The sequence below is a fragment of the Hydrogenophaga sp. genome, assembly GCF_030373245.1.
Taxonomy (GTDB): Bacteria; Pseudomonadota; Gammaproteobacteria; order Burkholderiales; family Burkholderiaceae_C; genus Hydrogenophaga.
This window is the reverse complement of sequence record NZ_JAUCZF010000001.1, coordinates 425,158-448,700: the sequence shown is the minus strand read 5'-3', so window position 1 is coordinate 448,700 and position 23,543 is coordinate 425,158. Positions and strand designations below refer to the sequence as shown.

23 protein-coding genes are annotated in these 23,543 nt (G+C 63.6%); 10 read left to right on the top strand and 13 right to left on the bottom strand.

Going from position 1 to position 23,543, the window contains the following annotated elements:
• Positions 1–143: 143 nt before the first annotated feature.
• The gene (locus QUV25_RS02225; RefSeq protein ID WP_300860984.1) at positions 144–1,370 is read left to right on the top strand and encodes a fatty acid desaturase; all 1,227 of its coding nucleotides are present in this window, start codon (positions 144–146) and stop codon (positions 1,368–1,370) included.
• Positions 1,371–1,499: 129 nt separating this feature from the next.
• Complete coding sequence (locus QUV25_RS02220) at positions 1,500–1,793, top strand: YciI family protein (protein WP_300860982.1); 294 nt, start codon at positions 1,500–1,502, stop codon at positions 1,791–1,793.
• Positions 1,794–1,852: 59 nt separating this feature from the next.
• Here QUV25_RS02220 and rpmG read toward each other — a convergent pair whose 3' ends face one another.
• The 3 genes from rpmG to trxB form a co-directional block, all read right to left on the bottom strand.
• On the bottom strand, positions 1,853–2,023 hold the full coding sequence (rpmG, locus tag QUV25_RS02215) for a 50S ribosomal protein L33 (RefSeq protein ID WP_300860980.1): 171 nt from the start codon (positions 2,021–2,023) through the stop codon (positions 1,853–1,855).
• Between the two features lie 12 nt (positions 2,024–2,035).
• A complete protein-coding gene (gene rpmB / locus QUV25_RS02210) occupies positions 2,036–2,269 on the bottom strand; it encodes a 50S ribosomal protein L28 (RefSeq protein WP_056269541.1) in 234 nt (77 codons plus the stop codon).
• Positions 2,270–2,573: 304 nt separating this feature from the next.
• On the bottom strand, positions 2,574–3,515 hold the full coding sequence (trxB, locus tag QUV25_RS02205) for a thioredoxin-disulfide reductase (protein WP_300860978.1): 942 nt from the start codon (positions 3,513–3,515) through the stop codon (positions 2,574–2,576).
• Positions 3,516–3,676: 161 nt separating this feature from the next.
• On the opposite strand from trxB, the gene QUV25_RS02200 reads away from it, so the two are divergent.
• The 8 genes from QUV25_RS02200 to QUV25_RS02165 all read left to right on the top strand — a co-directional run bounded on the left by QUV25_RS02200 (position 3,677) and on the right by QUV25_RS02165 (position 12,691).
• Positions 3,677–4,351 (top strand): Crp/Fnr family transcriptional regulator, encoded by a 675-nt coding sequence (locus tag QUV25_RS02200; RefSeq protein WP_300860977.1) that lies wholly within the window; start codon positions 3,677–3,679, stop codon positions 4,349–4,351.
• A gap of 69 nt (positions 4,352–4,420) precedes the next feature.
• The gene (locus QUV25_RS02195; protein ID WP_300860975.1) at positions 4,421–6,772 is read left to right on the top strand and encodes a DNA translocase FtsK; all 2,352 of its coding nucleotides are present in this window, start codon (positions 4,421–4,423) and stop codon (positions 6,770–6,772) included.
• Positions 6,773–6,821: 49 nt separating this feature from the next.
• Positions 6,822–7,457: an outer membrane lipoprotein chaperone LolA gene (gene lolA / locus QUV25_RS02190; RefSeq protein WP_300860973.1), complete on the top strand. Its 636-nt coding sequence runs from the start codon at positions 6,822–6,824 to the stop codon at positions 7,455–7,457.
• 19 nt (positions 7,458–7,476) lie between these two features.
• Positions 7,477–8,775 carry a replication-associated recombination protein A gene (locus tag QUV25_RS02185; protein WP_300860972.1) on the top strand — a complete coding sequence of 433 codons (1,299 nt, stop codon included), beginning with the start codon at positions 7,477–7,479 and terminating at the stop codon, positions 8,773–8,775.
• A 228-nt stretch (positions 8,776–9,003) separates the two neighbouring features.
• A complete protein-coding gene (locus QUV25_RS02180; protein ID WP_300860971.1) occupies positions 9,004–9,933 on the top strand; it encodes a branched-chain amino acid ABC transporter permease in 930 nt (309 codons plus the stop codon).
• A 17-nt stretch (positions 9,934–9,950) separates the two neighbouring features.
• A complete protein-coding gene (locus QUV25_RS02175; protein WP_300860970.1) occupies positions 9,951–11,051 on the top strand; it encodes an ABC transporter ATP-binding protein in 1,101 nt (366 codons plus the stop codon).
• 13 nt (positions 11,052–11,064) lie between these two features.
• Positions 11,065–11,835 carry an ABC transporter ATP-binding protein gene (locus QUV25_RS02170; RefSeq protein ID WP_300860969.1) on the top strand — a complete coding sequence of 257 codons (771 nt, stop codon included), beginning with the start codon at positions 11,065–11,067 and terminating at the stop codon, positions 11,833–11,835.
• A gap of 139 nt (positions 11,836–11,974) precedes the next feature.
• Positions 11,975–12,691 carry an ABC transporter ATP-binding protein gene (locus QUV25_RS02165; protein WP_291014831.1) on the top strand — a complete coding sequence of 239 codons (717 nt, stop codon included), beginning with the start codon at positions 11,975–11,977 and terminating at the stop codon, positions 12,689–12,691.
• A gap of 249 nt (positions 12,692–12,940) precedes the next feature.
• Here the strand turns inward: QUV25_RS02165 and QUV25_RS02160 are convergent, their stop codons facing one another.
• The 10 genes from QUV25_RS02160 to pseB are packed head-to-tail and all read right to left on the bottom strand — an operon-like array spanning position 12,941 to position 23,515.
• Positions 12,941–14,776, bottom strand: a complete 1,836-nt coding sequence (locus QUV25_RS02160; protein ID WP_300860967.1) for a nucleoside-diphosphate sugar epimerase/dehydratase — start codon at positions 14,774–14,776, stop codon at positions 12,941–12,943.
• Positions 14,773–15,825 (bottom strand): pseudaminic acid synthase, encoded by a 1,053-nt coding sequence (gene pseI, locus QUV25_RS02155; RefSeq protein ID WP_300860966.1) that lies wholly within the window; start codon positions 15,823–15,825, stop codon positions 14,773–14,775. Before pseI ends, QUV25_RS02160 begins: the two co-directional genes overlap by 4 nt.
• Positions 15,812–17,365, bottom strand: a complete 1,554-nt coding sequence (pseG, locus tag QUV25_RS02150; protein ID WP_300860965.1) for a UDP-2,4-diacetamido-2,4,6-trideoxy-beta-L-altropyranose hydrolase — start codon at positions 17,363–17,365, stop codon at positions 15,812–15,814. The genes pseI and pseG overlap by 14 nt, the downstream gene beginning before the upstream one ends.
• 2 nt (positions 17,366–17,367) lie before the next feature.
• Complete coding sequence (locus tag QUV25_RS02145; protein WP_300860963.1) at positions 17,368–18,150, bottom strand: imidazole glycerol phosphate synthase subunit HisF; 783 nt, start codon at positions 18,148–18,150, stop codon at positions 17,368–17,370.
• A complete protein-coding gene (gene hisH / locus QUV25_RS02140) occupies positions 18,144–18,782 on the bottom strand; it encodes an imidazole glycerol phosphate synthase subunit HisH (protein ID WP_300860661.1) in 639 nt (212 codons plus the stop codon). The genes QUV25_RS02145 and hisH overlap by 7 nt, the downstream gene beginning before the upstream one ends.
• 3 nt (positions 18,783–18,785) lie before the next feature.
• The gene (locus tag QUV25_RS02135) at positions 18,786–19,937 is read right to left on the bottom strand and encodes an N-acetyl sugar amidotransferase (RefSeq protein WP_300860660.1); all 1,152 of its coding nucleotides are present in this window, start codon (positions 19,935–19,937) and stop codon (positions 18,786–18,788) included.
• A gap of 20 nt (positions 19,938–19,957) precedes the next feature.
• A complete protein-coding gene (locus QUV25_RS02130; RefSeq protein WP_300860659.1) occupies positions 19,958–20,578 on the bottom strand; it encodes a pseudaminic acid biosynthesis-associated methylase in 621 nt (206 codons plus the stop codon).
• Entirely contained in the window at positions 20,575–21,333 is a 759-nt protein-coding gene (locus QUV25_RS02125; protein ID WP_300860658.1) for a glycosyltransferase family protein, read from the bottom strand. The genes QUV25_RS02130 and QUV25_RS02125 overlap by 4 nt, the downstream gene beginning before the upstream one ends.
• A complete protein-coding gene (gene pseC, locus QUV25_RS02120) occupies positions 21,330–22,505 on the bottom strand; it encodes a UDP-4-amino-4,6-dideoxy-N-acetyl-beta-L-altrosamine transaminase (protein ID WP_300860657.1) in 1,176 nt (391 codons plus the stop codon). The genes QUV25_RS02125 and pseC overlap by 4 nt, the downstream gene beginning before the upstream one ends.
• Positions 22,506–22,516: 11 nt before the next feature.
• Complete coding sequence (gene pseB, locus QUV25_RS02115; protein WP_300860960.1) at positions 22,517–23,515, bottom strand: UDP-N-acetylglucosamine 4,6-dehydratase (inverting); 999 nt, start codon at positions 23,513–23,515, stop codon at positions 22,517–22,519.
• Positions 23,516–23,543 lie beyond the last annotated feature (28 nt).

Below are 23,543 nucleotides of genomic sequence, written 5' to 3'. Positions count from 1 at the left end.
GCAATGTTTCATACAGTGCCAGGGGTCGACCGACCCCTGGCTTGGTGATTTACACCCCGGCCAGTAAAATTGCGACATCCGTTTCCCTGATCGGAGATGGTCTGCATCCCCATCCGTCCTGAGGGCGGTCGAATAGGAATTTCATGATTGCATCTGATCCCGGCCTTCTGGTCGTTTTCTGGGATGGACTGGTCCAGTTTCTGGCCAACGGTCTGACGGGCGCCACTTGGTGGCAGGCGATGATCGCCGCGCTGGTGATGACGCACATCACCATTGCCAGCGTCACCATTTACCTGCACCGCCATTCGGCCCATCGCTCCCTGGACCTGCACCCGGTAGTGTCCCATTTTTTCCGTTTCTGGCTCTGGATGACCACCGGCATGGTCACCAAAGAGTGGACGGCCATCCACCGCAAGCACCACGCCAAGTGCGAACACGCGGGTGACCCGCACAGCCCGGTGGTGTTCGGGATCAAGAAGGTGTTTTTTGAAGGCAGCGAGCTCTACCGTGCCGAGGCCAAAAACCAGGAAACTCTGGATCGTTACGGTCACAACACGCCAGACGACTGGGTCGAGCGCCAAATCTACACCGGTCGCTCCCGCCTGGGTGTGAGCCTCATGCTCATCCTCAATGTGTCGTTGTTCGGCGCGATCGGTCTGACCGTTTGGGCGATCCAGATGGCCTGGATCCCGATCACCGCCGCCGGCATCATCAATGGCATTGGTCACTGGTGGGGTTACCGCAACTTCGAGGCGGCCGACGCCAGCACCAATGTGTCCCCTTGGGGCATTCTGATCGGCGGCGAAGAGCTGCACAACAACCACCACACCTATCCGACCTCGGCCAAACTGTCGGTCAAGCCCTACGAGTTCGACATCGGCTGGATGTACATCACCATGCTGAAGTCCGTCGGGCTGGCCACTGTGAAGAAGCTTCCGCCCAAGATGGCGTATGGTGCCGTCAAGCCCGTGGCCGACGAGAAGACACTGGAGGCGATCATTGCCAATCGCTATGAAGTGATGGCCGGATATGCGCGGGAAATGCGTGCCGCCTGCCAGCGGGAGCTCGAAGGCCTCAAGGCGCGCAGCGCCGACGTTGGCCCACTCCAGGTCGCGCGTCGCTGGTTGCATCGCGACCACGACAAGGTGCCCGAGGCATTGTTGCCCCAGTTGGCGTTGGCCCGTGCCGAGCACCCGGTGCTCGACAAGATGGTCACCATGCGTGAGGAGTTGCGTGCGCTCTGGTCCAGCACCAACGCCACCCGTGAGCAGCTCGCGACCGACCTGCAGGCCTGGTGCCGCCGTGCAGAAGATAGCGGCATCGCCGCATTGCGCGACTTTTCGATCCGGTTGCGCTCCGCGCACGCATAGAGCAGGCCCACGCCTGCGCCGCCCTTGCAGCGCGTCAAACCCTCAGTTGGCGACCCGACGGACCTGGCGATGTGCCACGTCTGCATGGGGCGGGCGGCCCGCTCGTTCTGAGCAAAGAGAGCCCGACACATGCGTTTCGTCGTGATTTTTGAAGAGGGTGACGAAATGGTGCCGGTGCGTGAGCAGCTGGAACCAGCACACTTGGCGTTTCTGGAGGCGCACCGGGACGAAATCCGGATGGCGGGTGGCTTGCGCAACGAGCACGGCGGACCATACGTGGGAGGTTTGTGGGTGTTTGAGGTGGACAGCCGAAAGCGGGCAGTGGCCTTGATCGAAAGCGACCCCTATTTCTTGGCGAATCCGCGCAAATACCGGTTGCTGGCCTGGGGCAAGGCCTTGCCGAGGTACCAGGTCACGCTCTGATCTGAAAAAAAAAGCCGCTGTGACAACAGCGGCTTTTTCATTGGGGGAGCCTTGCCGAATCACTTCAGCTTGATTTCCTTGTAATCCACGTGTTTGCGGGCCTTGGGATCAAATTTCTTGATCAGCAGCTTCTCTGGCGTGGTTTTCTTGTTCTTGGTGGTGGTGTAGAAGTGGCCGGTTCCAGCGGTGGATTCCAGCTTGATCTTCTCGCGCGTGCCTTTGGTTGCCATGGTCGGTTCTCCTTAAGCCTGCCCGCGGGCGCGCAAGTCGGCCAGCACAGCGTCGATGCCATTCTTGTCGATCAGGCGCAGCGCGGCACCCGACACGCGAAGGCGCACCCAGCGGTTCTCGCTCTCGACCCAGAAACGGCGGTATTGCAGGTTCGGCAAGAACCGGCGCTTGGTTTTGTTGTTGGCGTGGGAAACATTGTTCCCGACCATGGGCTTCTTGCCCGTGACGTCGCAGACGCGTGCCATGAGGACACTCCGATATTGTCAAACGGCCGCTACCCGTGCGGTAGGGGCCTCACCTCGCCAGAAGAAAGGGTGGCGGTAACCCAGAATTTGCAGCGCAAAACCCGAGGGCCATTTGCAGCAAAGCTCTCAATTATATGCAAGGTGGAGGCAGGGTTCCCGAGTGCGCCGACCAGCGGCAAGCACCTGGCCGGAGCGCGTGCCTTGTTCGAGGGGCACCGCGGAAAGGACTTTGCCCGGCCGCAGGTGCCGCCCACCGGCCAAGCCGAAGGTGCTAGAGCAGGGGCGCGCGCAGCGCGGCGGGGGGTTACTGGCTTTCCAGGAAGCGCTGGGCATCCAGCGCGGCCATGCAGCCTGTGCCGGCACTGGTGATGGCCTGGCGGTAAACATGGTCCTGCACATCTCCCGCGGCGAACACGCCAGGCACGCTGGTCATGGTGGCCAGGCCTTGCAGGCCCGAGCGGGTGACGATGTAGCCGTCTTTCATGTCGACCTGACCTTTGAAAATGTCGGTATTCGGGCTGTGACCGATAGCGATGAAACAGCCTTTGACGGTCAGTTCCTCGGTTGCGCCTGTCTGCACGTTTTTCAGCCGCACGCCGGTCACGCCAGACGCGTCACCCAGCACCTCGTCCAGGGTGCTGTGCAGCTTAAGCTCGATCTTGCCTGCGGCCACTTTTTCCATCAGCTTGTCGACCATGATGGCTTCGGCCTTGAAGGTGTCGCGCCGGTGGATCAGGTACACCTTGCTGGCGATGTTAGAGAGGTACAGCGCTTCTTCCACGGCGGTGTTGCCGCCGCCAACCACGCTGCAGATCTCATTTTTGTAAAAGAAACCGTCGCAGGTGGCGCAGCCCGAGACGCCCTTGCCCATGAAGGCCTCTTCGGACTGCAGTCCCAGGTATTTGGCCGAAGCGCCGGTGCAGATGATGAGTGCGTCGGTGCTGTATTGACCGCTGTCGCCAGTCAGAACGAAAGGCCGCTTGGAAAGGTCAACCGCATTGATGTGATCGAACACGATCTCGGTGTTGAAGCGCTCGGCATGAGACAGGAAGCGCTGCATCAGCTCGGGGCCTTGCACGCCGTCAACATCGGCCGGCCAGTTGTCCACATCGGTGGTGGTCATCAGCTGGCCGCCCTGCGCGATGCCGGTGATGAGCACTGGTTTGAGGTTGGCGCGAGCCGCATAAACGGCCGCTGTGTAGCCGGCGGGTCCGGAACCCAGAATAAGAACTTTAGAATGCTTCATGTTGTGGCGACCCGTCGAAACACTTGGGTCCTGCGGGATTGAATGAGAAGATCAGCGGGTGCTGAATGATGTGAGGTGCGTCCCTATAGGATGTAAGCATCGCAATAGCAAGATTGTATGAAAGTGTGCCGCCCCTGCGGACCAACCCGAGGAATACACGCATGTCCATCTTGTCGAACCTGGATCTGATTCGCCGGGTCCCCCTGTTTTCTACCCTGACCCAGGCGCAAGCCGAATCGGTGGCCGATGCGGTGATCAAGCGCCGTTTCAAGCGCGGCGAGTGCATCGTCGAGCAGGGCAAGAAGTCCAACATGCTGGCCATTGTGCTCACCGGCCGGGCGCGCGTGGTCACCACAGACAGTCGCGGACGCGAGGTGATTTTGGCCACCATGAACCCGGGTGATTACGTGGGCGAGATGAGTCTGATCGACAACCAGCCGCACTCGGCCACCGTGCGCGCCGAGGTGCAGACCGATGTGTTGATCCTTGGCCGGGTGGAGTTCGCGCGCTGCTTGCCAGAGAATACCTCTATGGCCTACGCTGTGATGAAGGGCCTGGTGCAACGCCTGCGCCACGCCGATCGCAAGATCGAGTCCCTGGCGCTGATGGACGTCTACGGCCGGGTCGCGCGTGCTCTACTGGAGGTGGCCCAGCCTGATCACGAAGGCCAGTTGGTGATCAAGGAACGCGTGTCGCGCCAGGACGTGGCCAAGATGATTGGTGCTTCGCGCGAGATGGTCAGCCGGGTCATGAAGGACCTCGAAGATCGGGGTTTCATCGAGGTGACCGAAAACGGCAGCACCATCATCAAGGAACGGCTCAACTCCCTGGGCTGATAACCAAGCGAAGCCCCTGGGGCAAGGGGTTGCTTGGGTTAAAGTTGGTGTCGATTCCCCTCGACGCCCATGACCTATTCGCTCAACACACTCAATGCCGACCGCGCCAACGAGGCGCCTTCTGGCGTGGGTCGATTCGCCCAGGAGATTGGGCTGGTGCTTGGCGCTGCATTGCTCGCGTTTTGGCTGCTCGCCATGCTCAGCCACTCGTTGGCTGACCCGGCCTGGAGCACGACTGGCAGCCAGCCGTTGGTGGGTAACTGGGCGGGCCGCTTCGGCGCGCTGATCGCCGACGGCAGCTACTTTTTGCTGGGCTTCTCGGTCTGGTGGTGTTTTCTGGCCGGTGTTCGCGCCTGGCTGTCGGGGCTTGCACGCTGGATCCGGGGTCAGCAGGGCGTGCAGAGCGACGAGCCCCTAGGCGAGGCGCCCAGCCGCTGGTGGCGCCTGTGGCGGCATCCGGCGAGTTTCTGGGTGGGTCTGGTGTTGCTGCTGGTCGCCAGTACGGTGCTGGAATGGAGTCGCTTGTACCGGCTAGAGGGTTTGTTGCCCGGCCATGCGGGCGGCGTGCTGGGTCACGCGATGGGTCCTTTGACCATGCGCTGGCTCGGCTTTACTGGTTCGGCGCTGGCCATGCTGGCCTTAGTGCTGGTGTGTCTCCCGCGGGTGTTCCGTTTCTCCTGGGGTCATCTGTCCGAGCGGATGGGCCACAAGCTGGATGGCTGGTTCGAAGCGCGGCGCGAGAAGCGCGAAGCGGTGGAAGACCAGCGCATTGGCGTGCAGGCGGCGCGCGAGCGTGAGGAGGTGGTGGCGGTCGAGCGCGAAGAGATCGAAGACCACCATCCAACACCGGTGGTGATCGAATCTCCACGGGTTGACTTGCCTCCCAGTGCGCGGGTGGCGAAGGAGCGGCAGAAACCGCTTTTCGTCGAAATGCCCGACAGCAAGCTGCCGCAGGTGGACTTGCTGGACGGCGCGCCGCAGCATCAGGCGGGTGTGGACAGCCAGACGCTGGAGATGACCAGTCGCCTGATCGAGAAGAAGCTCAAGGATTTTGGTGTTGAAGTGCGGGTGGTGGCGGCAGCGCCTGGCCCAGTGATCACCCGCTACGAGATCGAGCCCGCCACCGGCGTCAAGGGCTCGCAAGTCGTGAACCTCAGCCGCGACCTGGCGCGTTCGCTGTCGCTGGTGTCTATCCGTGTCATCGAGACCATTCCAGGCAAGAATCTGATGGCGCTGGAGTTGCCTAACGCCAAGCGCCAGATGATCAAGCTGAGCGAGATCCTCGGCTCATCGGTCTACAACGACGCACGCTCGCTGCTGACCATGGGCCTGGGCAAGGACATCGGCGGCCTGCCCGTGGTCGCCGACCTGGCCAAGATGCCGCATTGCCTGGTGGCTGGCACCACCGGTTCGGGCAAGTCGGTCGGCATCAACGCCATGATCCTGAGCCTGCTCTACAAGGCCGACGCGAAAGACGTGCGCCTGCTGCTGATCGACCCCAAGATGCTGGAGATGAGCGTCTACGAAGGGATTCCTCATCTGCTGGCGCCGGTGGTCACCGACATGAAGCACGCCGCCAACGGCTTGAACTGGTGTGTGGGCGAAATGGAAAAGCGCTACAAGCTGATGAGCAAACTGGGGGTGCGCAACCTGGCGGGCTACAACACCAAGCTCGACGAAGCCAAGGCGCGCGGCGAGATCATCGGCAACCCGTTCAGCCTCACGCCCGAGCAGCCCGAGCCGCTGGAGCGCCTGCCTTACATCGTGGTGGTGATCGACGAGCTGGCCGACCTGATGATGGTGGTCGGCAAGAAGATCGAAGAGCTCATCGCCCGGCTGGCGCAAAAGGCGCGCGCGGCCGGTATCCACCTGATTCTGGCGACCCAGCGTCCCAGCGTGGATGTGATCACCGGCCTGATCAAGGCCAACATCCCGACCCGTCTGAGTTTCCAGGTCAGCAGCAAGATTGACAGCCGGACCATCCTTGACCAGATGGGCGCCGAGAGCCTGCTGGGCATGGGCGACATGCTCTACATGCCTTCTGGTACGGGCTTTCCCATTCGTGTGCACGGTGCGTTCGTGAGCGACGAAGAGGTGCACCGCGTCGTGGCCTATCTGAAAGAGCAGGGCGGCGAACCCAACTACATCGATGGCGTGCTGGAGAGCACGGTCGGCGATGGTGAAGGTGGTGATGTTTTCGGCGAGGGCGGCGACAGCAGCGAAAAGGACGCGCTCTACGACCAGGCGGTGGAGATCGTGCTCAAGGACCGAAAAGCCAGCATTTCCTATGTGCAACGCAAGTTGAAGATCGGCTACAACCGCGCTGCGCGCTTGCTCGAAGACATGGAAAACGCCGGACTGGTGAGCGCGCTCACCTCCAGTGGTCAACGCGATATCCTGGTGCCTTCGCGTGGGGACTGATGTGCGTCTTCAGGCTGAACCTTGTGCCCGCGTCTTGGTCTGACTGCGCATGATCAAAATTTTTCTGGCACTTTCGCTGGCTCTCACCAGTGTTGTGGTGCACGCCGATGGCTTGAAGACGCTGGAGACTTTTTTGCGTGACGTGACGGGCGGCCAGGCGCGCTTCACGCAGGTGGTTACTTCGCCGTTGCGCGCAGGCGAGACGCAGGCGCGCACCAAAACATCCACCGGCACGTTTGAATTCCTGCGGCCGAACCGCTTCCGTTTCGACTACAACAATCCGTTCCCGCAGGCCATCGTGGCCGATGGTCAGACGCTGTGGCTGCACGATGTGGACCTGAATCAGGTGACTGCGCGCCGGCAGCAGGACGTGCTGGGCAGCACGCCCGCCGCGCTGATCGCGTCCGGGACCGACCTCAAGGCACTTGGCGAATCGTTTGAGCTGAAGTCTGCTCCGTCGGCTCAAGGCCTGGACTGGATCGACGCCAAGCCGCGCCAGCAAAATGGCCAGTTGCAGCGTGTTCGCGTGGGATGGCGCCAAGGCCAGCTCGCGGTGCTGGAGATCGCCGACAGCCTGGGCCAGCGCTCCGTGCTGACCTTCACCGAGTGGCAACCCGCGTCGTCGGTGGCCACTGAGCGTTTTCGCTTCACGCCGCCGGCGGGTGCGGATGTGATTCGTCCCTGAGCGGGTGCTCCCGCTGCCTGTGAGTCGCGCCCCGGACCCCGCCCTGACGCCTCTGGCCGAACGGCTGCGGCCTCGCACGCTGGCCGAAGTCATCGGGCAGTCGCAGCTGCTGGGTGAGGGCATGGCGCTGCGGCTGGCGTTTGAATCGGGCCAGCCGCACAGCTGCATCCTCTGGGGCCCACCCGGTGTCGGCAAGACCACCATCGCGCGTCTCATGGCCAGCGCGTTTGACGCCCAGTTCATCACCATCAGCGCGGTGCTCGGCGGGGTGAAGGATATTCGCGAGGCGGTGGAGCTGGCGCAAGCCGCGCGGGACGGGCTGGAGGCGCGTCGCACCATCGTGTTCGTGGACGAGGTGCACCGCTTCAACAAAAGCCAGCAAGATGCCTTCCTGCCGCACGTTGAGAGTGGTTTGTTCACCTTCATCGGTGCGACCACCGAGAACCCATCCTTCGAGGTCAATTCCGCGCTGTTATCGCGCGCCGCGGTCTATGTGTTGCAGTCGCTGGGCGAAGAAGACTTGCGCCAGCTGCTGGTGCGCGCGCAGGGCATGGGCGCGGTGCCGGCCATGGAGCGGGCCGCAGCGGATCGGCTGATTGCCTACGCCGACGGTGACGCGCGCCGCCTGCTCAACACCCTGGAAACACTTGCCGTGGCTGCGGGTCGCGAGAAGGTGTCAGAAGTGACCGACACGTGGTTGCTGCGAGTGCTGGGCGAACGCATGCGCCGGTACGACAAAGGTGGCGAGCAGTTTTACGACACGGTCAGCGCATTGCACAAAAGCGTGCGCGGCTCCGACCCGGATGCTGCGCTGTACTGGTTGGTGCGCATGCTCGACGGTGGCGCCGAACCGCGGTATCTGGCACGTCGGCTGATTCGCATGGCCAGCGAAGACATCGGCCTGGCGGACCCGCGAGCCCTGCGCCTGGCGCTGGATGCAGCGGAGGTGTACGAGCGCCTGGGGACACCCGAGGGCGAGCTGGCCCTGGCTGAGTGCGTGATCTATCTGGCCATGGCGCCGAAGTCCAATGCGGTCTACACCGCCTACAAGGCGGCTCGCGCCTGGGTGAAAAAGGATGGCACGCGCCCGGTGCCGCTGCACCTGCGCAACGCGCCCACCCAGCTCATGAAGCAGCTCGACTACGGCAAAGACTACCGGTATGCCCACGACGAAGCCGACGGTTTTGCGGCCGGCGAACGCTATCTGCCCGAGGGCATGGTCGATCCCGGTTTTTACCAGCCTGTGGAACGCGGGCTTGAGATCCGCATTGCCGATAAGCTGCGCAGCCTTCGGCGCCTGAACCATCAAGACGACTAATGCAACAACAATCCCGCTGATGACGGGGCTTTGGCGGCTGAGAAGCCAGGGTTAACCCGAGGCGCCTAAGGGCTTACACGCATGAGACGGGGTATACGCCTCGATACAATCCGGCCACCAACCCGCAGTCTGCCCTGTACATAGGTCGAGCCTGGCGGGTTTTTTGCTAAGTTGAAGGCAGCCCGGCAAACGCCGCGGCAGCACAACAACAATCCGAAGAGGTTTTTTATGGACGTTTTGCTGCAGCAGATCATCAATGGTCTGGTTCTGGGCAGTATGTACGCGCTGGTGGCACTGGGCTACACCATGGTGTACGGCATCATCGGCCTGATCAATTTTGCCCACGGTGACGTGCTCATGGTGGGCGCTCTGACCAGCTGGACGCTGATCGGCTGGATGATGGAGTCTTGGGCGGGTCTTCCAGGCTGGATGATCTTGCTGGTCGCCACGATGATCGCGATGGTGGTGTGCGCAGTGCTGAACTTCAGCATCGAGAAACTGGCCTACCGGCCGCTGCGCAATTCACCGAGATTGGCACCGCTCATCACCGCCATCGGCATGTCCTTGCTGTTGCAAACCATGGCCATGATCATCTGGGAGCCCAATCCCAAGCCCTATCCCGGCATGTTGCCGCGCGAACCGATCCCCATTGGCGGGGCTGTGATCACGATCACGCAGATCACTATCCTGGCCACCACGGCCATTACCCTGGCGCTGCTCATGTACCTGGTGAACCGCACCAATCTGGGTCGTGCCATGCGAGCCACAGCCGAGAACCCGCGGGTGGCTGCGCTCATGGGTATCAAGCCCGACGTGGTGATTTCCGCCACCTTCATCATCGGCGCCATGCTGGCGGCGATTGCTGGTGTGATGTGGGCGTCCAACTACGGCACGGTGCAGCACGCCATGGGCTTCATGCCCGGCCTCAAGGCCTTTGTGGCCGCGGTCATGGGCGGCATTGGCAACCTGGCCGGTGCGGTCGTGGGCGGCATTGCGCTTGGCCTCATCGAGTCGCTGGGCGCCGGTTATCTGGGCAAGCTCACCGGCGGCTTCCTCGGCAGTCAGTACACCGACATTTTTGCTTTCATCGTGCTGGCCTTGGTGCTCACGCTGCGGCCCTCGGGCTTGCTGGGTGAGCGGGTGGCAGACCGCGCCTGACGATCGAGGAAAACACCATGATGAATACCAAAGCCGGTAAATTTTTCGTCTATGCGGTGCTGGCGATCGCGGTGCTCGCGTTGCCGCTGGTGCTGCAGTCCACGGGCAGCAACTCCTGGGTGCGCATTCTGGATGTGGCCCTGTTGTATGTGCTGCTGGCGCTGGGCCTGAACATTGTGGTGGGCTACGCCGGTCTGCTCGATCTGGGCTTCATCGCCTTCTTTGCGGTCGGCGCCTACTTGTACGGCCTGCTCGCTTCACCCCACCTCACCACCACCTTTGCGTTCATGGCGGCCCATTTCCCCGATGGCCTGCACATGAACTTCTGGCTGGTGATGGTCATTGCGGGCATTGTGGCGGGGGTGACCGGGCTGATACTGGGTGCGCCCGTGCTCAAGCTGCGTGGCGACTACCTGGCCATCGTCACGCTGGGCTTTGGCGAGATCGTGCGCATCTTCATGCTCAATCTGGACCGCCCGATCAATATCACCAACGGCCCCAAAGGTCTGAGCAACATAGATGCGGTGAGCGTGTTTGGACACAGCATGAGTAACCGGCTCACCATCGGCTGGGGTGACTGGAGTTACACCTTCGAGTCGGTCACGCTGTATTACTACCTGTTCCTCTTTTTTGTTCTGGTGGCGATCGTGATCGCGCACCGGCTGCAGGACTCGCGCATCGGTCGTGCCTGGATGGCTATCCGCGAAGACGAAATCGCCGCCAAGGCCATGGGCTTGAACACCCGTAACCTCAAGCTTGCGGCCTTCGGCATGAGCGCCACGTTTGGTGGTGTCTCCGGTGTGCTGTTCGCCTCGTTCATGCGCGGTGTGTACCCGGAGTCGTTCATTCTGATGGAGTCGGTGATGGTGGTGGCCATGGTGGTGCTGGGCGGGCTAGGACACATTCCTGGCGTGATCCTGGGTGCGCTGTTGCTGGCTGGCTTGCCCGAACTGTTGCGCCACGTGGCGGGTCCGCTGGAAGCGCTGTCCGGTGGTCGCCTGCCGTCGCCGGAAATCCTGCGGCAGCTGTTGATTGCGCTGGCCATGGTGGCGGTGATGTTGATCCGTCCCAAAGGTCTGTGGCCTTCGCCGGAACACGGCAAGTCGCTGGCGAAATAAGGGAGGCAACTGAATGTCAGACACGATTCTCAAGGTTGCCAACGTCTCCAAGCGATTTGGAGGCCTGCAAGCCCTCAGCGATGTGGGCATCGAGATCCAGCGTGGCCAGGTGTATGGCCTGATCGGTCCCAACGGCGCGGGCAAGACCACGTTCTTCAACGTGCTCACAGGCCTGTACACCCCCGACAGTGGCTCGTTCGAGCTGGCCGGCAGACCCTACACACCCAAGGCGGTGCACGAGGTGGCGCGCGCCGGTATCGCGCGCACGTTTCAGAACATCCGCCTGTTCGCCGAGATGACCGCACTGGAGAACGTGATGGTGGGTCGGCATGTGCGCACGCAGTCGGGTCTGATCGGCGCGGTGCTGCGCACCGGTAGCTTCAAGCGTGAGGAAGCGGCCATCGCCAAACGTGCACAGGAGTTGCTGGAGTATGTGGGCATCGGCAAGCTGGCCGATTACAAGTCGCGCACACTGAGCTATGGCGACCAGCGCCGTCTGGAGATCGCGCGCGCCCTGGCTACCGACCCGCAGCTCATTGCGCTTGACGAACCGGCCGCGGGCATGAACGCGACCGAAAAGCTGCAGCTGCGTGAGTTGATCGACCAGATCCGCAAGGACAACCGGACGATCCTGCTGATCGAACACGATGTGAAGCTGGTCATGGGCCTGTGTGACCGCGTGACGGTGCTGGACTACGGCAAGCAGCTGGCGTCGGGTACGCCCGCTGAGGTGCAGCGCAATCCCAAGGTGATCGAAGCGTATCTGGGCACGGGTGGTGGGTGAGATCCCCCAGCGCCACGCTTCGCGTGTCACCCCCCAGGGGGTGATGCTGGCGGACCGGTTCAGCCGGACCAGCAGCATCCTTGGTTTATGGCACTTGCTCCGGCTAGACCGTTGAGCGCACAGAAGAGGGAAGTTTTACATGGCAAACACGCTGCTCAAAATCACCGGCCTGAAGGTCTCTTACGGTGGCATCAAGGCGGTCAAAGGCGTTGACCTGGAGGTGCGCGAGGGTGAACTGATCTCGCTGATCGGCTCCAACGGCGCGGGCAAGACCACCACCATGAAAGCGGTGACCGGGTCGCTGGCTTTTGAAGGCGGCGACATCGAGTACCTGGGGCAGAGCATCAAGGGGCGCGGGGCCTGGGACATGGTCAAGCAAGGCCTGGCCATGGTGCCGGAGGGCCGTGGTGTGTTTACCCGCATGACGATCATCGAAAACCTTCAGATGGGTGCCTACATTCGCACCGACAAGGCCGAGATCGCCAGCGACATCGAACGCATGTTCGGCATTTTTCCTCGCCTGAAAGAGCGCAAGGACCAGCTCGCGGGCACCATGAGCGGCGGCGAGCAGCAGATGCTGGCGATGGCACGCGCGCTCATGAGCCGGCCAAAAGTGTTGCTGCTGGACGAGCCCTCGATGGGCTTGTCGCCCATCATGGTGGACAAGATCTTTGAAGTGGTGCGCGATGTGTCCAAGCAAGGCGTGACCGTGCTGCTGGTGGAGCAAAATGCCCAGCGCGCTCTGCAGATCGCCGACAGAGGCTACGTGATGGACTCGGGCGAGATCACCATGACCGGTGCCGGCAAGGACCTGCTGGTGGATCCGAAGGTGCGCGAAGCGTACTTGGGTCACTAACCCCCGCCGCGCTGCGCGCGAACCCCTTGAGAGGGGGCAACACCTGCGGCCGGACAAAGCCAGTTCCGCGGTGCTCCTGGACCACGCCCCTTTGAGCGCTCGGCATCGCGAGGGCCAACGCCATTAGATTAGGGCCTTTTGCACCTCGTTCGCACTCAGGAAAATAGTGTGAACAGGCCCTAGCTAAGCCGGATCCACGGTGTTCTTGCATTTGGTGTTGCGCGCTCCTGGGGTCGCGGCCCGTTGTTGCTATTGGACGGGCTGATACTCCGGCACCAGCGACTGGAGCCACACCCGCAGCTCGGCCGCGCTGGGTGCGGGGCCTGCGCTGGCGATCCATTGCAACACCGCTTCGGTATCAACCTGCGTGTCCGCGCCTTTGGCCACCCGCAGTTTGGCGTGGGGCGTGGGTTCGGTGGTCTCGTCGTTGGCCAGCAATTCTTCAAACAGTTTTTCGCCCGGGCGCAAGCCGGTGAAGCTGATGGGAATATTCTGCTCGGTTTGTCCTGAGAGCCGAATCAGCAAACGCGCAAGGTCCACGATCTTCACCGGCTCGCCCATGTCCAGCACAAAGATCTGTCGCGTCTGGCCCATGAGACTGGCTTGCAGCACCAACTGTGCGGCTTCGGGAATGGTCATGAAGTAGCGCACGATGTCGGGGTGCGTCACCGTGACGGGACCGCCGCGCCCAATCTGGCTGGTGAAAAGCGGCACCACCGAGCCGCTGGAGCCCAGCACATTGCCAAAACGCACCGCTACATAACGCGTCTGCGCAAACTCGACCGCCACCGATTGCAGTACCTGCTCGGCCAGGCGCTTGCTCGCTCCCATGACATTGGTCGGATTCACCGCCTTGTCGGTGGAGATCAGAACAAAGCGCTGTGCACCCACGCGGCCAGCCACGCGCGCAGCGTTTAGCGTGCCCAGCACATTGGTGCGCAGCGCCTCGATCTCGTTCAGCGACTCCATCAGGGGCACATGCTTGTAGGCCGCGGCATGGAAGACGGTGGCGGGCCGGTGCTGCTCGGCGATGGCGAGCAGTCGTTCGAACTCGCGAACGTTGCCTGTGTAGTACAGGCCCTGCATTTGCGGATGCGAGGCGGCGAGCTCTCGTTCCAGCTGATAGATCGCGTATTCCGACACGTCCACACACACCAGCCGCCGTACCCCAAAGCGTGCGATCTGGCGGCAAAGCTCCGAGCCGATGGAGCCACCTGCGCCAGTCACCATCACGGTCTGACCGGTGAGCAGTTCGGACAGGCCTTGTTCGTCCAGCGCCACCGGCGCCCGCCCCAGCAGGTCTTCCAGTTCGACTCGCCGCGGCTGGCTGTGATCATTGCGCAGCCATTCGTCGGGTCGCGGCATGGTGAGCAAAGGCAGACCCACCTCGCTCGCGCCCATCAGGGCGGCTCGTCGGGCATCGGTTCCTGGTGCTGATACGACCAAGGCGGCCGCCGCCTCCAGCCGTTGGGCCAGACGCGGGAGATCCGCCAGAACGCCGACCACGCTCAGGCCTTGCAGCGAGCGCCCCTGTTCTGCGGCCACGGGACTCACGATGCCCACGGGCGTCCACTGACGCAAGCCCCGCAAGGCCGGCAGGGCAGCGGCTGCGTCCTGCACCGAGCCCACCAGCAACAGTGGCTTGCCCGATAGAAATGAGGGCTCGGCGCCAGATAGGGCGATGCGTGCGAGTGCGCGCGCTGCGCCCAGTGCCACCAGGGCCAGCAAGGGATGCAGAAGCAGCACCGAGCGGGGGAAAAACTCAACCCGCAACATCAGGATCGCCGCCGCGGTGAGCAGACCGCCGAGCGCCACCGCGTAGCTCAGGCGGGTGAGCTCGGCCACGCTGGTGTAGCGCCAGATGTGGCGGTAGACACCGAAACCCAGCAAGCTCGCGGCAAATGCCAGCAGCGGCCAGACCAGGGTCTGCACCATCATGGACTGGAACTCGTCGGGTGTGTCCAGGTTGAAGCGCAACCAGAACGCAAACCACCAGACCGCAGCCACCAGCGCGAGGTCGATGGGCAGCTGCAGCCAGCGGCTGTCAAGCCGGATCAGGCTGTGGACCTTGTTGCTGGTGCTCATGCGGCGGGGGAAAGCAGCGCCCAGGCCATCGGCGTGCCCGCCACCGCGTCGCGTCCGATGCGCTGCCCGAGCAGGCTGTCGAGGTGCTTGGGTGGTAGGCCAAAGCCAGGTCGAACACAGCGCAGGTTTTCCACAGTGAGTACATCGCCAGCTTTCATGTCCTGTGCGATGTAGAGCGAACGTCGAAAACCGAGCGATTTCATTTCGGCGGCGGTGGGGCCGTAGGCGATGCGTCCCACGGCTTGCCAGGCGCGTTCGGTTTCTTCGCGAAGCTGGCGCAGCTCCAGCGGTTCCATGGAAAAGCTCGAATCCACACCGCCGTCGGCACGGCGCAGGGTGAAGTGTTTTTCGATCACCGTCGCGCCCAGGGCGGTAGCAGCCACCGACACACCGCAGCCCATGGTGTGGTCCGACAGACCGACCTCGCAGCCATAGAGTGCGCGCATGTGGGGGATGGTGCTGATATTCGTGTTGTCCGCGGTGGCAGGGTAGGTGCTGGTGCACTTGAGCAGCACCAGGTCCTGGCAGCCGGCTTCGCGCGCGGCGCGCACGGCCTCGTCGATCTCGCCCGCGGTGGCCATGCCGGTGGACATGATCATCGGTTTTCCGGTGGTGGCTACACGGCGGATCAGAGGCAGGTCGGTGTTCTCGAACGAGGCGATCTTGTAAGCGGGGACGTTCAGCGATTCGAGGAAGTCAATCGACGTGGCGTCAAAGGGTGTGCTGAAGCAGGCCACGCCGTGCGAAGCCGCGCGCGCCATGATGGGCGCGTGCCACTCCCAGGGGGTGTGCGCCTCTTCGTACAGCTCATAGAGCTGGCGCCCGGCCCACAGGCTCTTGGGGTCGTCGATCACGAAGCCGGGCATGCGCAGGTTGAGCGTCATGGTGTCGGCGGTGTAGGTCTGCAGCTTGATCGCATCGGCGCCATGCGCGGCCGCTGCGTCCACGATCTCCAACGCGCGCTCCAGCGACTGGTTGTGGTTGCCCGACATCTCGGCGATCAGGTAAGGGCGCTCGCTGGGGCCGATGGTGCGGTCAAGAATCTTCATGGCTGTCCTCAACGGATTTGGCGTACTGCAGCGGGCCCCCATGGTAGCCGCAGCTTTCAAACAGCCGCTGCGATGCGGTGTTGCCAGGCAACACCGTGGCGCGGACGGAGAAGGGGTGACCCAGGCGCCTGGCCATGGCTTGCTCACCTGCGAGCAGCAGGGGTGGACCGAGGCCCAGACCCAGCAGATCGGGGTCAAGGTAGAGCGAGACTTCCTGCTGGTCGTCGGCGACGCGGTCCCATCGAATGCTGCCCACCGCGCACTCGCCGATCTGGCCGATCAAAAGCCATCGGTCAGGTGCGTCCAGCACCCGGTCGAGCCAGGCCTCATGGTCGCTCAGGGCGATCTCTTCGCCCTGGGTCGACACCGCCCGCACCGTCGGGTGGTTTCTCCAGCGATGAAGCTGTCCGGCGTCATCCTGGCTGGCTGGCCGGACTTGCAGCGTGGACGCCAGCAGGTGCAGCGCCACGCGCTGCGCGCCACGTCCATCGACGAGGGCGCCTGCGCGCTCGGCCAGCCGAGCGCGCGCGGGCGCATGGGTCAGCAGGTCGATCAGCACCCTGGTCAGCGGCGGAGCATCTGGCAGAGCTGTACCGGGCAAAGACGCAGCGCGAACAGCGCCGAGTTGCGTCAAGCCGGGGACCACCGCGGTCTGGTTTTCGGCCAAGGCCAGGACGATGGTGGGCGCGCCGATGCAGCAGCGCTCCCAGGTGGCGCCCCCTCCAGCACCGACCTGCAGGTCATGCCGTGAAAAAAAATTTGCGAGATCAGGCAGGTCGATGGTGAGACGCGCCGGTGGCGAGTCTGCGTATGCGGTCCGCAAGTCGGCCAAGTTTGGGTTGGCCGAGGTGGTGGCGATCTCGATCTCACCGGCAAATCCGGCCTCCCGACACGCGGCCAATACGCGCATGCTGATGCCACCTGGATCGGTGCCGCCCATGAAGATGCCGATGCTGCGCACCTCGGGGGCCTGCCGGTACCTGGGCGCATCGCGATAAGTCCTCCCCAGCAGCGCGAAGCGCGGGCCAGCCAGCCAGCGCGGTTCGCGCCCGAGTTGGCCCGCGTACTTGGCTCGGTGGTCGGCGGACCAGTTGTGATCGAGCAGCGCATCCGCGTCGATGGTTCGATCGGCCGTATCGTCGATCACCAGCAGGCGGGTATTCAGGTCCTGGCTCACCTGGCGGTGCCAGCGCGCATCGAAGGCGTAGTGATCGAGCACCAGCCAGTTGGGTGGGCTGGCTTGCAGCGCGGCGACGGTTTCGTCCGCATCCTGCTGCCAGTCGATCGCAGCCCAGCTCGCGTGGGGCGGATCGTCTGCTCGGGGCGTTTTGTCAACGTCCTCGTCGGGCCGACTCAACCAGTGCACCGGCCATACCAACCCCCTCAGCACCTGGGCCGCCACCGCGTCGATCGGCCTCACCAGGAAGTCCACCGACGCACCTGCCGCTTGCAAGGCCTCGGCCAGCGAAAGGCAGCGCTTGAGGTGCCCTGTGCCGATGTGGGCCGACGCGTCGACCCGGATGCTCACACGGCTCGCCATGCTCAGGCTGCCGTATCGGGCTGGAACGCCTGGCGCACCGGTACGCCGGCCGCGGCCAGCGCGGCCTTGGCGCCGGCTGGCGTCTGCTCGGTGAAATGGAACATGCTGGCGGCGGCTACCGCCGATGCGCCGGCTTTTGTCACGGCCTCCACCAGGTGCTGGTAGGCACCCGCGCCACCAGAGGCGATCACCGGGATGTTGACGGCCCGCACCACGGTCTCGATCAGCGCGAGGTCGTAGCCCTGCATGGTGCCGTCGCGCTCGATGGAGGTGATGAGGATCTCGCCGGCACCGCGGTCTTCGAGTTCTCGCGCCCAGGCCGCCACCTCGCGGCGGGTGGCTTGCTGACCGGCGTGGCTGAAGCAGGTCCAGCCACCGCCGATCTGCGCGCGCACGTCGATGCTGGCCACGACGCACTGCACGCCGTGGCGTTTTGCGATCTCGGACACCAGCTCGGGGTGGCTGTAGGTAACGGTGTTGAGGCTGACCTTGTCGGCTCCCGCGCGCAGAAGGCGCTGCACCTGTTCCATCCGCGTGATGCCGCCGCCCACGGTGAGCGGCACAAAGCAGTCCTGACCAAACTCGTCGATGGATTCGAAATCCGGGTCATCGTCGCCCAGGTGGGCGACGATGTCGACCAGCACCAGCTCGTCCACCTCGCGCTGGTTGTAGACCTTGATCGCCGGCAGCACCGGCCCGACGCGGCGCCAGCTGTCGAAGCCGACGCCCTTGACCAGGCCGAACTGCTTCCAGAGCAGGGTGGGGATGACGCGCACCTTCAGCATGCCGGTCCCGCGATGAAGTTGCGCAGCAGCTGAAAACCGGCGCGGGAGCTTTTTTCGGGGTGGAACTGGGTGCCCCAGACGTGGCCGCGTCTGACGGCGGCCGTCACCGGGATACCGCAGTCGGTGGTGGCCAGTACATCGTGTGCGTCGGCGGGTACGAAGGCGTAGCTGTGCACAAAGTAGAAATCGGTGCCGTCGGGAATGCCTTTGAACAGGTGATCGCGGGTGGGTGTCTGGGCGATCCCGTTCCAGCCCACATGCGGCACGCGCGCGGTGCATCCCAGCGTGCGCAGGTGCTCAACGCGGCCGGGCACCAGCCCCAGGCCAGGGACACCTTGCGAGTCGCTCGCGCCTTCCATGCTGGCATCGGCCAGCAGCTGCATGCCCAGACACACGCCGAGCAGCGGGCGGTTGTAGCCCAGCACCTCGTCGCGCAACGCCTGCATCCAGCCACCACCCTGAAGCAGTTGAACGCAGTCAGCGAAATGACCGACGCCGGGCAGGATCAGACAGTCGGTGGCGTGCATGTCCTGTGCGCGGTTGACCAGCACCGGCGTCACGCGCAGTGCTTCCACTGCGCGCAGCACCGAGCCCAGGTTGCCCACGCCGTAGTCTATGACGCCGACCTTCATGGTTCAGATGTTGTCGTCATTGATCTTCGTGAGGTTGCCGTCGCGGTCTTTCATCAGTGCACCGCTCACGTCGCGCTTGAAGATCTTCTTGTTGGTGAACTTGTCGCAGATGCGGATGAATTCGTCTTCGGTCAGTTCCAGCGGCCGCAGGATGTCTTTGAGCGACTTGCCCAGGTACTCCCAGGGGAACAGCCCGTCCAGCCGCTTGACGGCTTCCAGGCCGTCTTGCCGCGTGAGGCGGCCGCGGCGGATGTGCAGGCAGGCCAGGTCGGTGGCGCGGCCGAAGCCGAACTTCAGGAACTTGAAGTAGTCGTGGATGCCGGTCTGGTGGTTGTCCAGGTTCTCGTAGTTGACCATCGAGCCTTCGACCACCTTGTGGTAACTGTGGAAGCCGTTGGCCTGCGCGATCAGCGTGTTGGACAGGCCGTCCCAGGGCAGGTAATGGCCCAGAAACAGACCGGTCACGCCCACCCGCTGCAGCTCTTCGTCGCTCGGGTAGGTGTAGTGGATCAGGTGCTTGGCTTCGATGCCTTCCTGACCAATCAGATCGGACACGCGCATGCCGAGCAGGCCGCCGAACTCTTCGAGCCAGCGGCGGTTGAGCACGTTGTTGTCGGCCGCGGCGGCGGGGCCGCCGTATTCGTTCTGCGAGTTCTCACCCCAGACGATCAGCGGCACGTTGAACTGCACGGCGGCGCGCACGGGAATCGTGAAGATGCCCACGTGTTCGGGCCACGAAATGTCGCCCACTTGGGTGAGGCCCACGCGGTTGAGCTTGGCGCGCACCAGCGGGTTGGGGGATATCTCGATGTGGTCCACGCCCAGGCGTTTGAGGTTCTCGATGTTGGCGCGGCCCAGCGGCGAGAGATCGCAGGTGGACGAGGTCACGCAAAGCGGGTTCAGGCCCAGCTGCAGCATGCGCACCACCTGGTAGGTGCTGTCCTTGCCACCGCTCACCGGCACGATGCAGTCCCAGTGGCTGCCGTCCGGGCGCCGGTACTTGTCCAGCACCTTGAGCAGGTCCTGGTAACGCGCGTCCCAGTCGACCTCGGTGCGTTTCTCGTAGCTGCGGCAGGCGTTGCACACGCCGTGTTCGTCCAGGTGCAGGTCCGGCTTCGTGTCCGGCATCACGCAGTGTTTGCAGTAGGTCAGCATGCTCTTCTCTTGGAAAGGAATCAGCGCTTTTCCATCAGGAACCAGGTGATGTCGTCCTGCGGAAAGTTGGGGTCGCGGCGGTAGGCGAAGCCGTAGTCCACCAGCTGCAGCTGCGGATGGCGTTCCATGATCTCGCCAGCGAAGTCGCGCTTGAACAGTCGGTCGCTGTGGCCGCGGTAGGGAATGGCCACCGGCGCCGGGTTGTAGTACTCGGCCACCATCAGGTAGCGGCTGGTGCTGGCCACAAGCTTGTCGTACACCTGAGGCAGCACCTCGGGGTTGATGTGGATGAGCACGCCCTTGATGAGCGTCAGATCCCACTGGCGTGAGGGCGCAAAGTCCAGGATGGAGCTGTGGTGCACGTTCGCTGCGGGGATCACCTCGCCGAGCTGCCGGGCCGCTTCGGCGTTGATCTCGATGGCGTGCGCGTCGATGCCGGGATGCAGCAGCTTGAGCGCCCTGAGGTTCATGCCGATGTTGGCGCCGAATTCGATGCAGCTTTTGATGCCGCGCGCCTGGCGCAGGGCCTTGCCGAAAAAATCGAGGTTGGAGGCCAGCAAGGCATCGCCCTGGTTGCGCTGGATGTACTCGGTGCCGAAGTCGCCGGCCCAGAAGGCTTCCTGCTCGGTCTTGAACGTCATGGGTGGGTCTCCTGTGGGGTTTGTGATTCGGTGGCCGGCTTCTGCCGGATGTGCTGGTTGATCGCGATCCAGTCGGGATGGGCATCAAGCACGGCGAGGATGTCGTTTTGCGTGAAGTGGGGCCGTGCCGGATACAGCGCTTCGAACAGGCGACGGACCAGTTCGTAGTCTTCCGCCGTGTCCACCGTCCAGCGGTGGTGGCTCAGATCCACCGGGCTGGTGACGTTGCGCAGCCGGTAGCGCTCGGGGTGCGCGTAGAGGAAGGGCGTGACGTGTTCGCGCTCGGCGGGCTGCCTGGCTTCGGCGTGCGCCTGCTGCAGCGCGGCGGCGCTGAACACCTCGACCGCCATGCCGTAAGGCCAAGTGGGCGGCAGCATGTTGGAGACGCAGTCGCTGTCGCCTTCTTCGTAAACCGCGATCACCTGGTCGATCAGCGCCGGGTCGATCAGCGGGCAGTCGGACGTGATGCGCACCACCACGTCGGCCCTGTGCAGGCCGGCCGCATCGGCGTAGCGCGAGAGCACGTCGAGTTCGCTGCCGCGGTGGCAGGGCACGCCCAGTTTCGCGCACAGCTCGGCGATGGCGTCGTCGGTGGTGTTGGTGGTGGTCGCGATGACGATGGCATCGGCGCGCTGCACCCGGCGCAGCCGCTCCACCAGCTGCGTCAACATGGGCTTACCGGCCAGCGGCAACAGCACCTTGCCCGGCAAGCGGGTCGAGGTCATGCGGGCCTGCACGATGATCAGCATTGTCATGCTTGCAGGGCTTTCTTCAACGCCGCCACCACGTAGTCCTGCTGCTCATCGGTCAGCGACGGATACAGCGGGATCGACAAGGCCTGCGCGGCGTAAGCCTCGGCTACCGGGAACTGGCCGGGACGGAAGCCCAGACCTCGGTAATAGGGTTGCAGCGGGATCGGTTCGTAGTGCATGTTGACGCCGATGCCCGCCTCGCGCAGACGGGCGAACACGGTCGCGCGGTCGGCCACGCCGGGGCTGGGCACCACCTCCACCACATACAGGTGCCAGGACGACTGGGCGGTCGCGCTGGCCGACGGCGCTCGTGCGGGCAGCTTCAGCGGCAGACCGGCCAGCAGCTGGTCGTAGCGGTCGGCCAGGCGTTCGCGCGCGGCCTGGAAGCTGTCCAGACGCTGCAGCTGCGAATACCCCAGGGCCGACTGGATGTCGGTCAGGCGGTAGTTGAAGCCCAGGCTGTGCTGTTCGTAGTGCCAGGCGCCCGTGTCGGGTTGCTGCATCTCGCTGGTCTCACGCGTGATGCCATGCGAACGCAGCAGCTGCAGTCGACGAGCGATCGCAGGGTCTTGGGTGGTGACCATGCCACCCTCGCCGGTGGTGATGATCTTGACCGGATGGAAGCTGAACACGCTGGCATCGGCGTAGCGGCTGCCGATCGGCTGGCCCTCGTAGCTGGCACCCACGCCGTGCGAGGCGTCTTCCAGCAGCTTGAAGCCGTAGCGATCAGCCAGCGCGCGCATGGGCAACAGGTCGCAGGGTAGGCCGGAAAAATGCACCGGGATCACCACGGTGGGCAGCGAGCCATGGCGCTCGGCTTGCTCCAGCTTGGCCTGAAGTGCTGCGACGCTCATGTTGCGCGTGAGCGGGTCGATGTCCACGAAATCGACGTCGGCGCCGCAGTACAGCGCGCAGTTGGCCGACGCCACAAAGCTGTTGGGGCTGGTCCAGACCGTCTTGCCCGGACCTGCACCCAGCGCGAGGCAGGCTATGTGCAGACCGGCAGTGGCATTGCACACGGCCACCGCGTGTGCCACGCCATGTGCCTGAGCGAAGGCTTCTTCGAAGCGAGGCCCTGCAGGCCCCTGTGTGAGCCACCCGGAACTCAACACCTCCTGAACAGCGGCGATGTCGTCTTCGTTGATCGACTGCGTGGCGTAGGGTATGACGTTCATGGTGAGCCGGCTCAGATGCGGCCGATCTTGTCCTGGTGCTGCGCGATCCAGGTCTGCAGGGCGGCTGCGTCCATCCACTCGGTGTTGCTGTCGCTGGCGTAGGTGAAGCCTTCGGGTACGCGTTGGCCATCCTTGATGCGCTTGAAGTCCTCGTGCCAGCTGTGGATGGCCGGCAGGATCTTGAAGTGCTCGGGGTATTCGTAGGTGTAGTAGGCGTCTTCGGGGCTGATCATCTGCTCGTGCAGCTTCTCGCCCGGACGGATGCCCACAATCTCGTGCCTGGCGTCGGGGTCCACCGCGTGCGCGATGTCGGTCACCTTCATCGACGGGATCTTCTTCACGTAGATCTCGCCACCTTCCATGTCTTCAAACGCGTGCCAGACCAGTTCCACGCCCTGTTCCAGGGTGATCATGAATCGCGTCATGCGGTCGTCGGTGATGGGCAGCGAGCCCTTGCCCTTTTGCGTGAGGAAAAACGGAATGACCGAGCCGCGCGATCCCATCACGTTGCCGTAGCGCACCACCGAAAATTTGCAGCCATCGGCTCCCGCATAGGAGTTCCCCGCCACGAACAGCTTGTCGGAGGCGAGCTTGGTCGCACCGTACAGGTTGACCGGGCTGCTGGCCTTGTCGGTCGAGAGCGCCACCACACCTTTCACCCGGGTGTCGATGCAAGCATCGATCACATTCATGGCGCCGTTGATGTTGGTCTTGACGCATTCGAACGGGTTGTATTCGGCCGTGGGCACGATCTTGGTGGCCGCCGCGTGCACCACGTAGTCCACGCCATCGAGCGCGCGGTACATGCGTTCGCGGTCGCGCACATCGCCTATGAAGAAGCGCACACGGTCATCGCCCTGGAACAGCTTGGCCATTTCCCATTGCTTCATCTCGTCGCGCGAGTAGACGATGAGCTTGCGCGGCTGGTAGCGGGCCAGCGTCATCGGCACAAAGGTGTGTCCAAACGAGCCGGTGCCGCCAGTGACGAGGATGGTGGAGTTCTTCAGCATGGTGGGGTGCCTGACGCTCTCGGGTGTA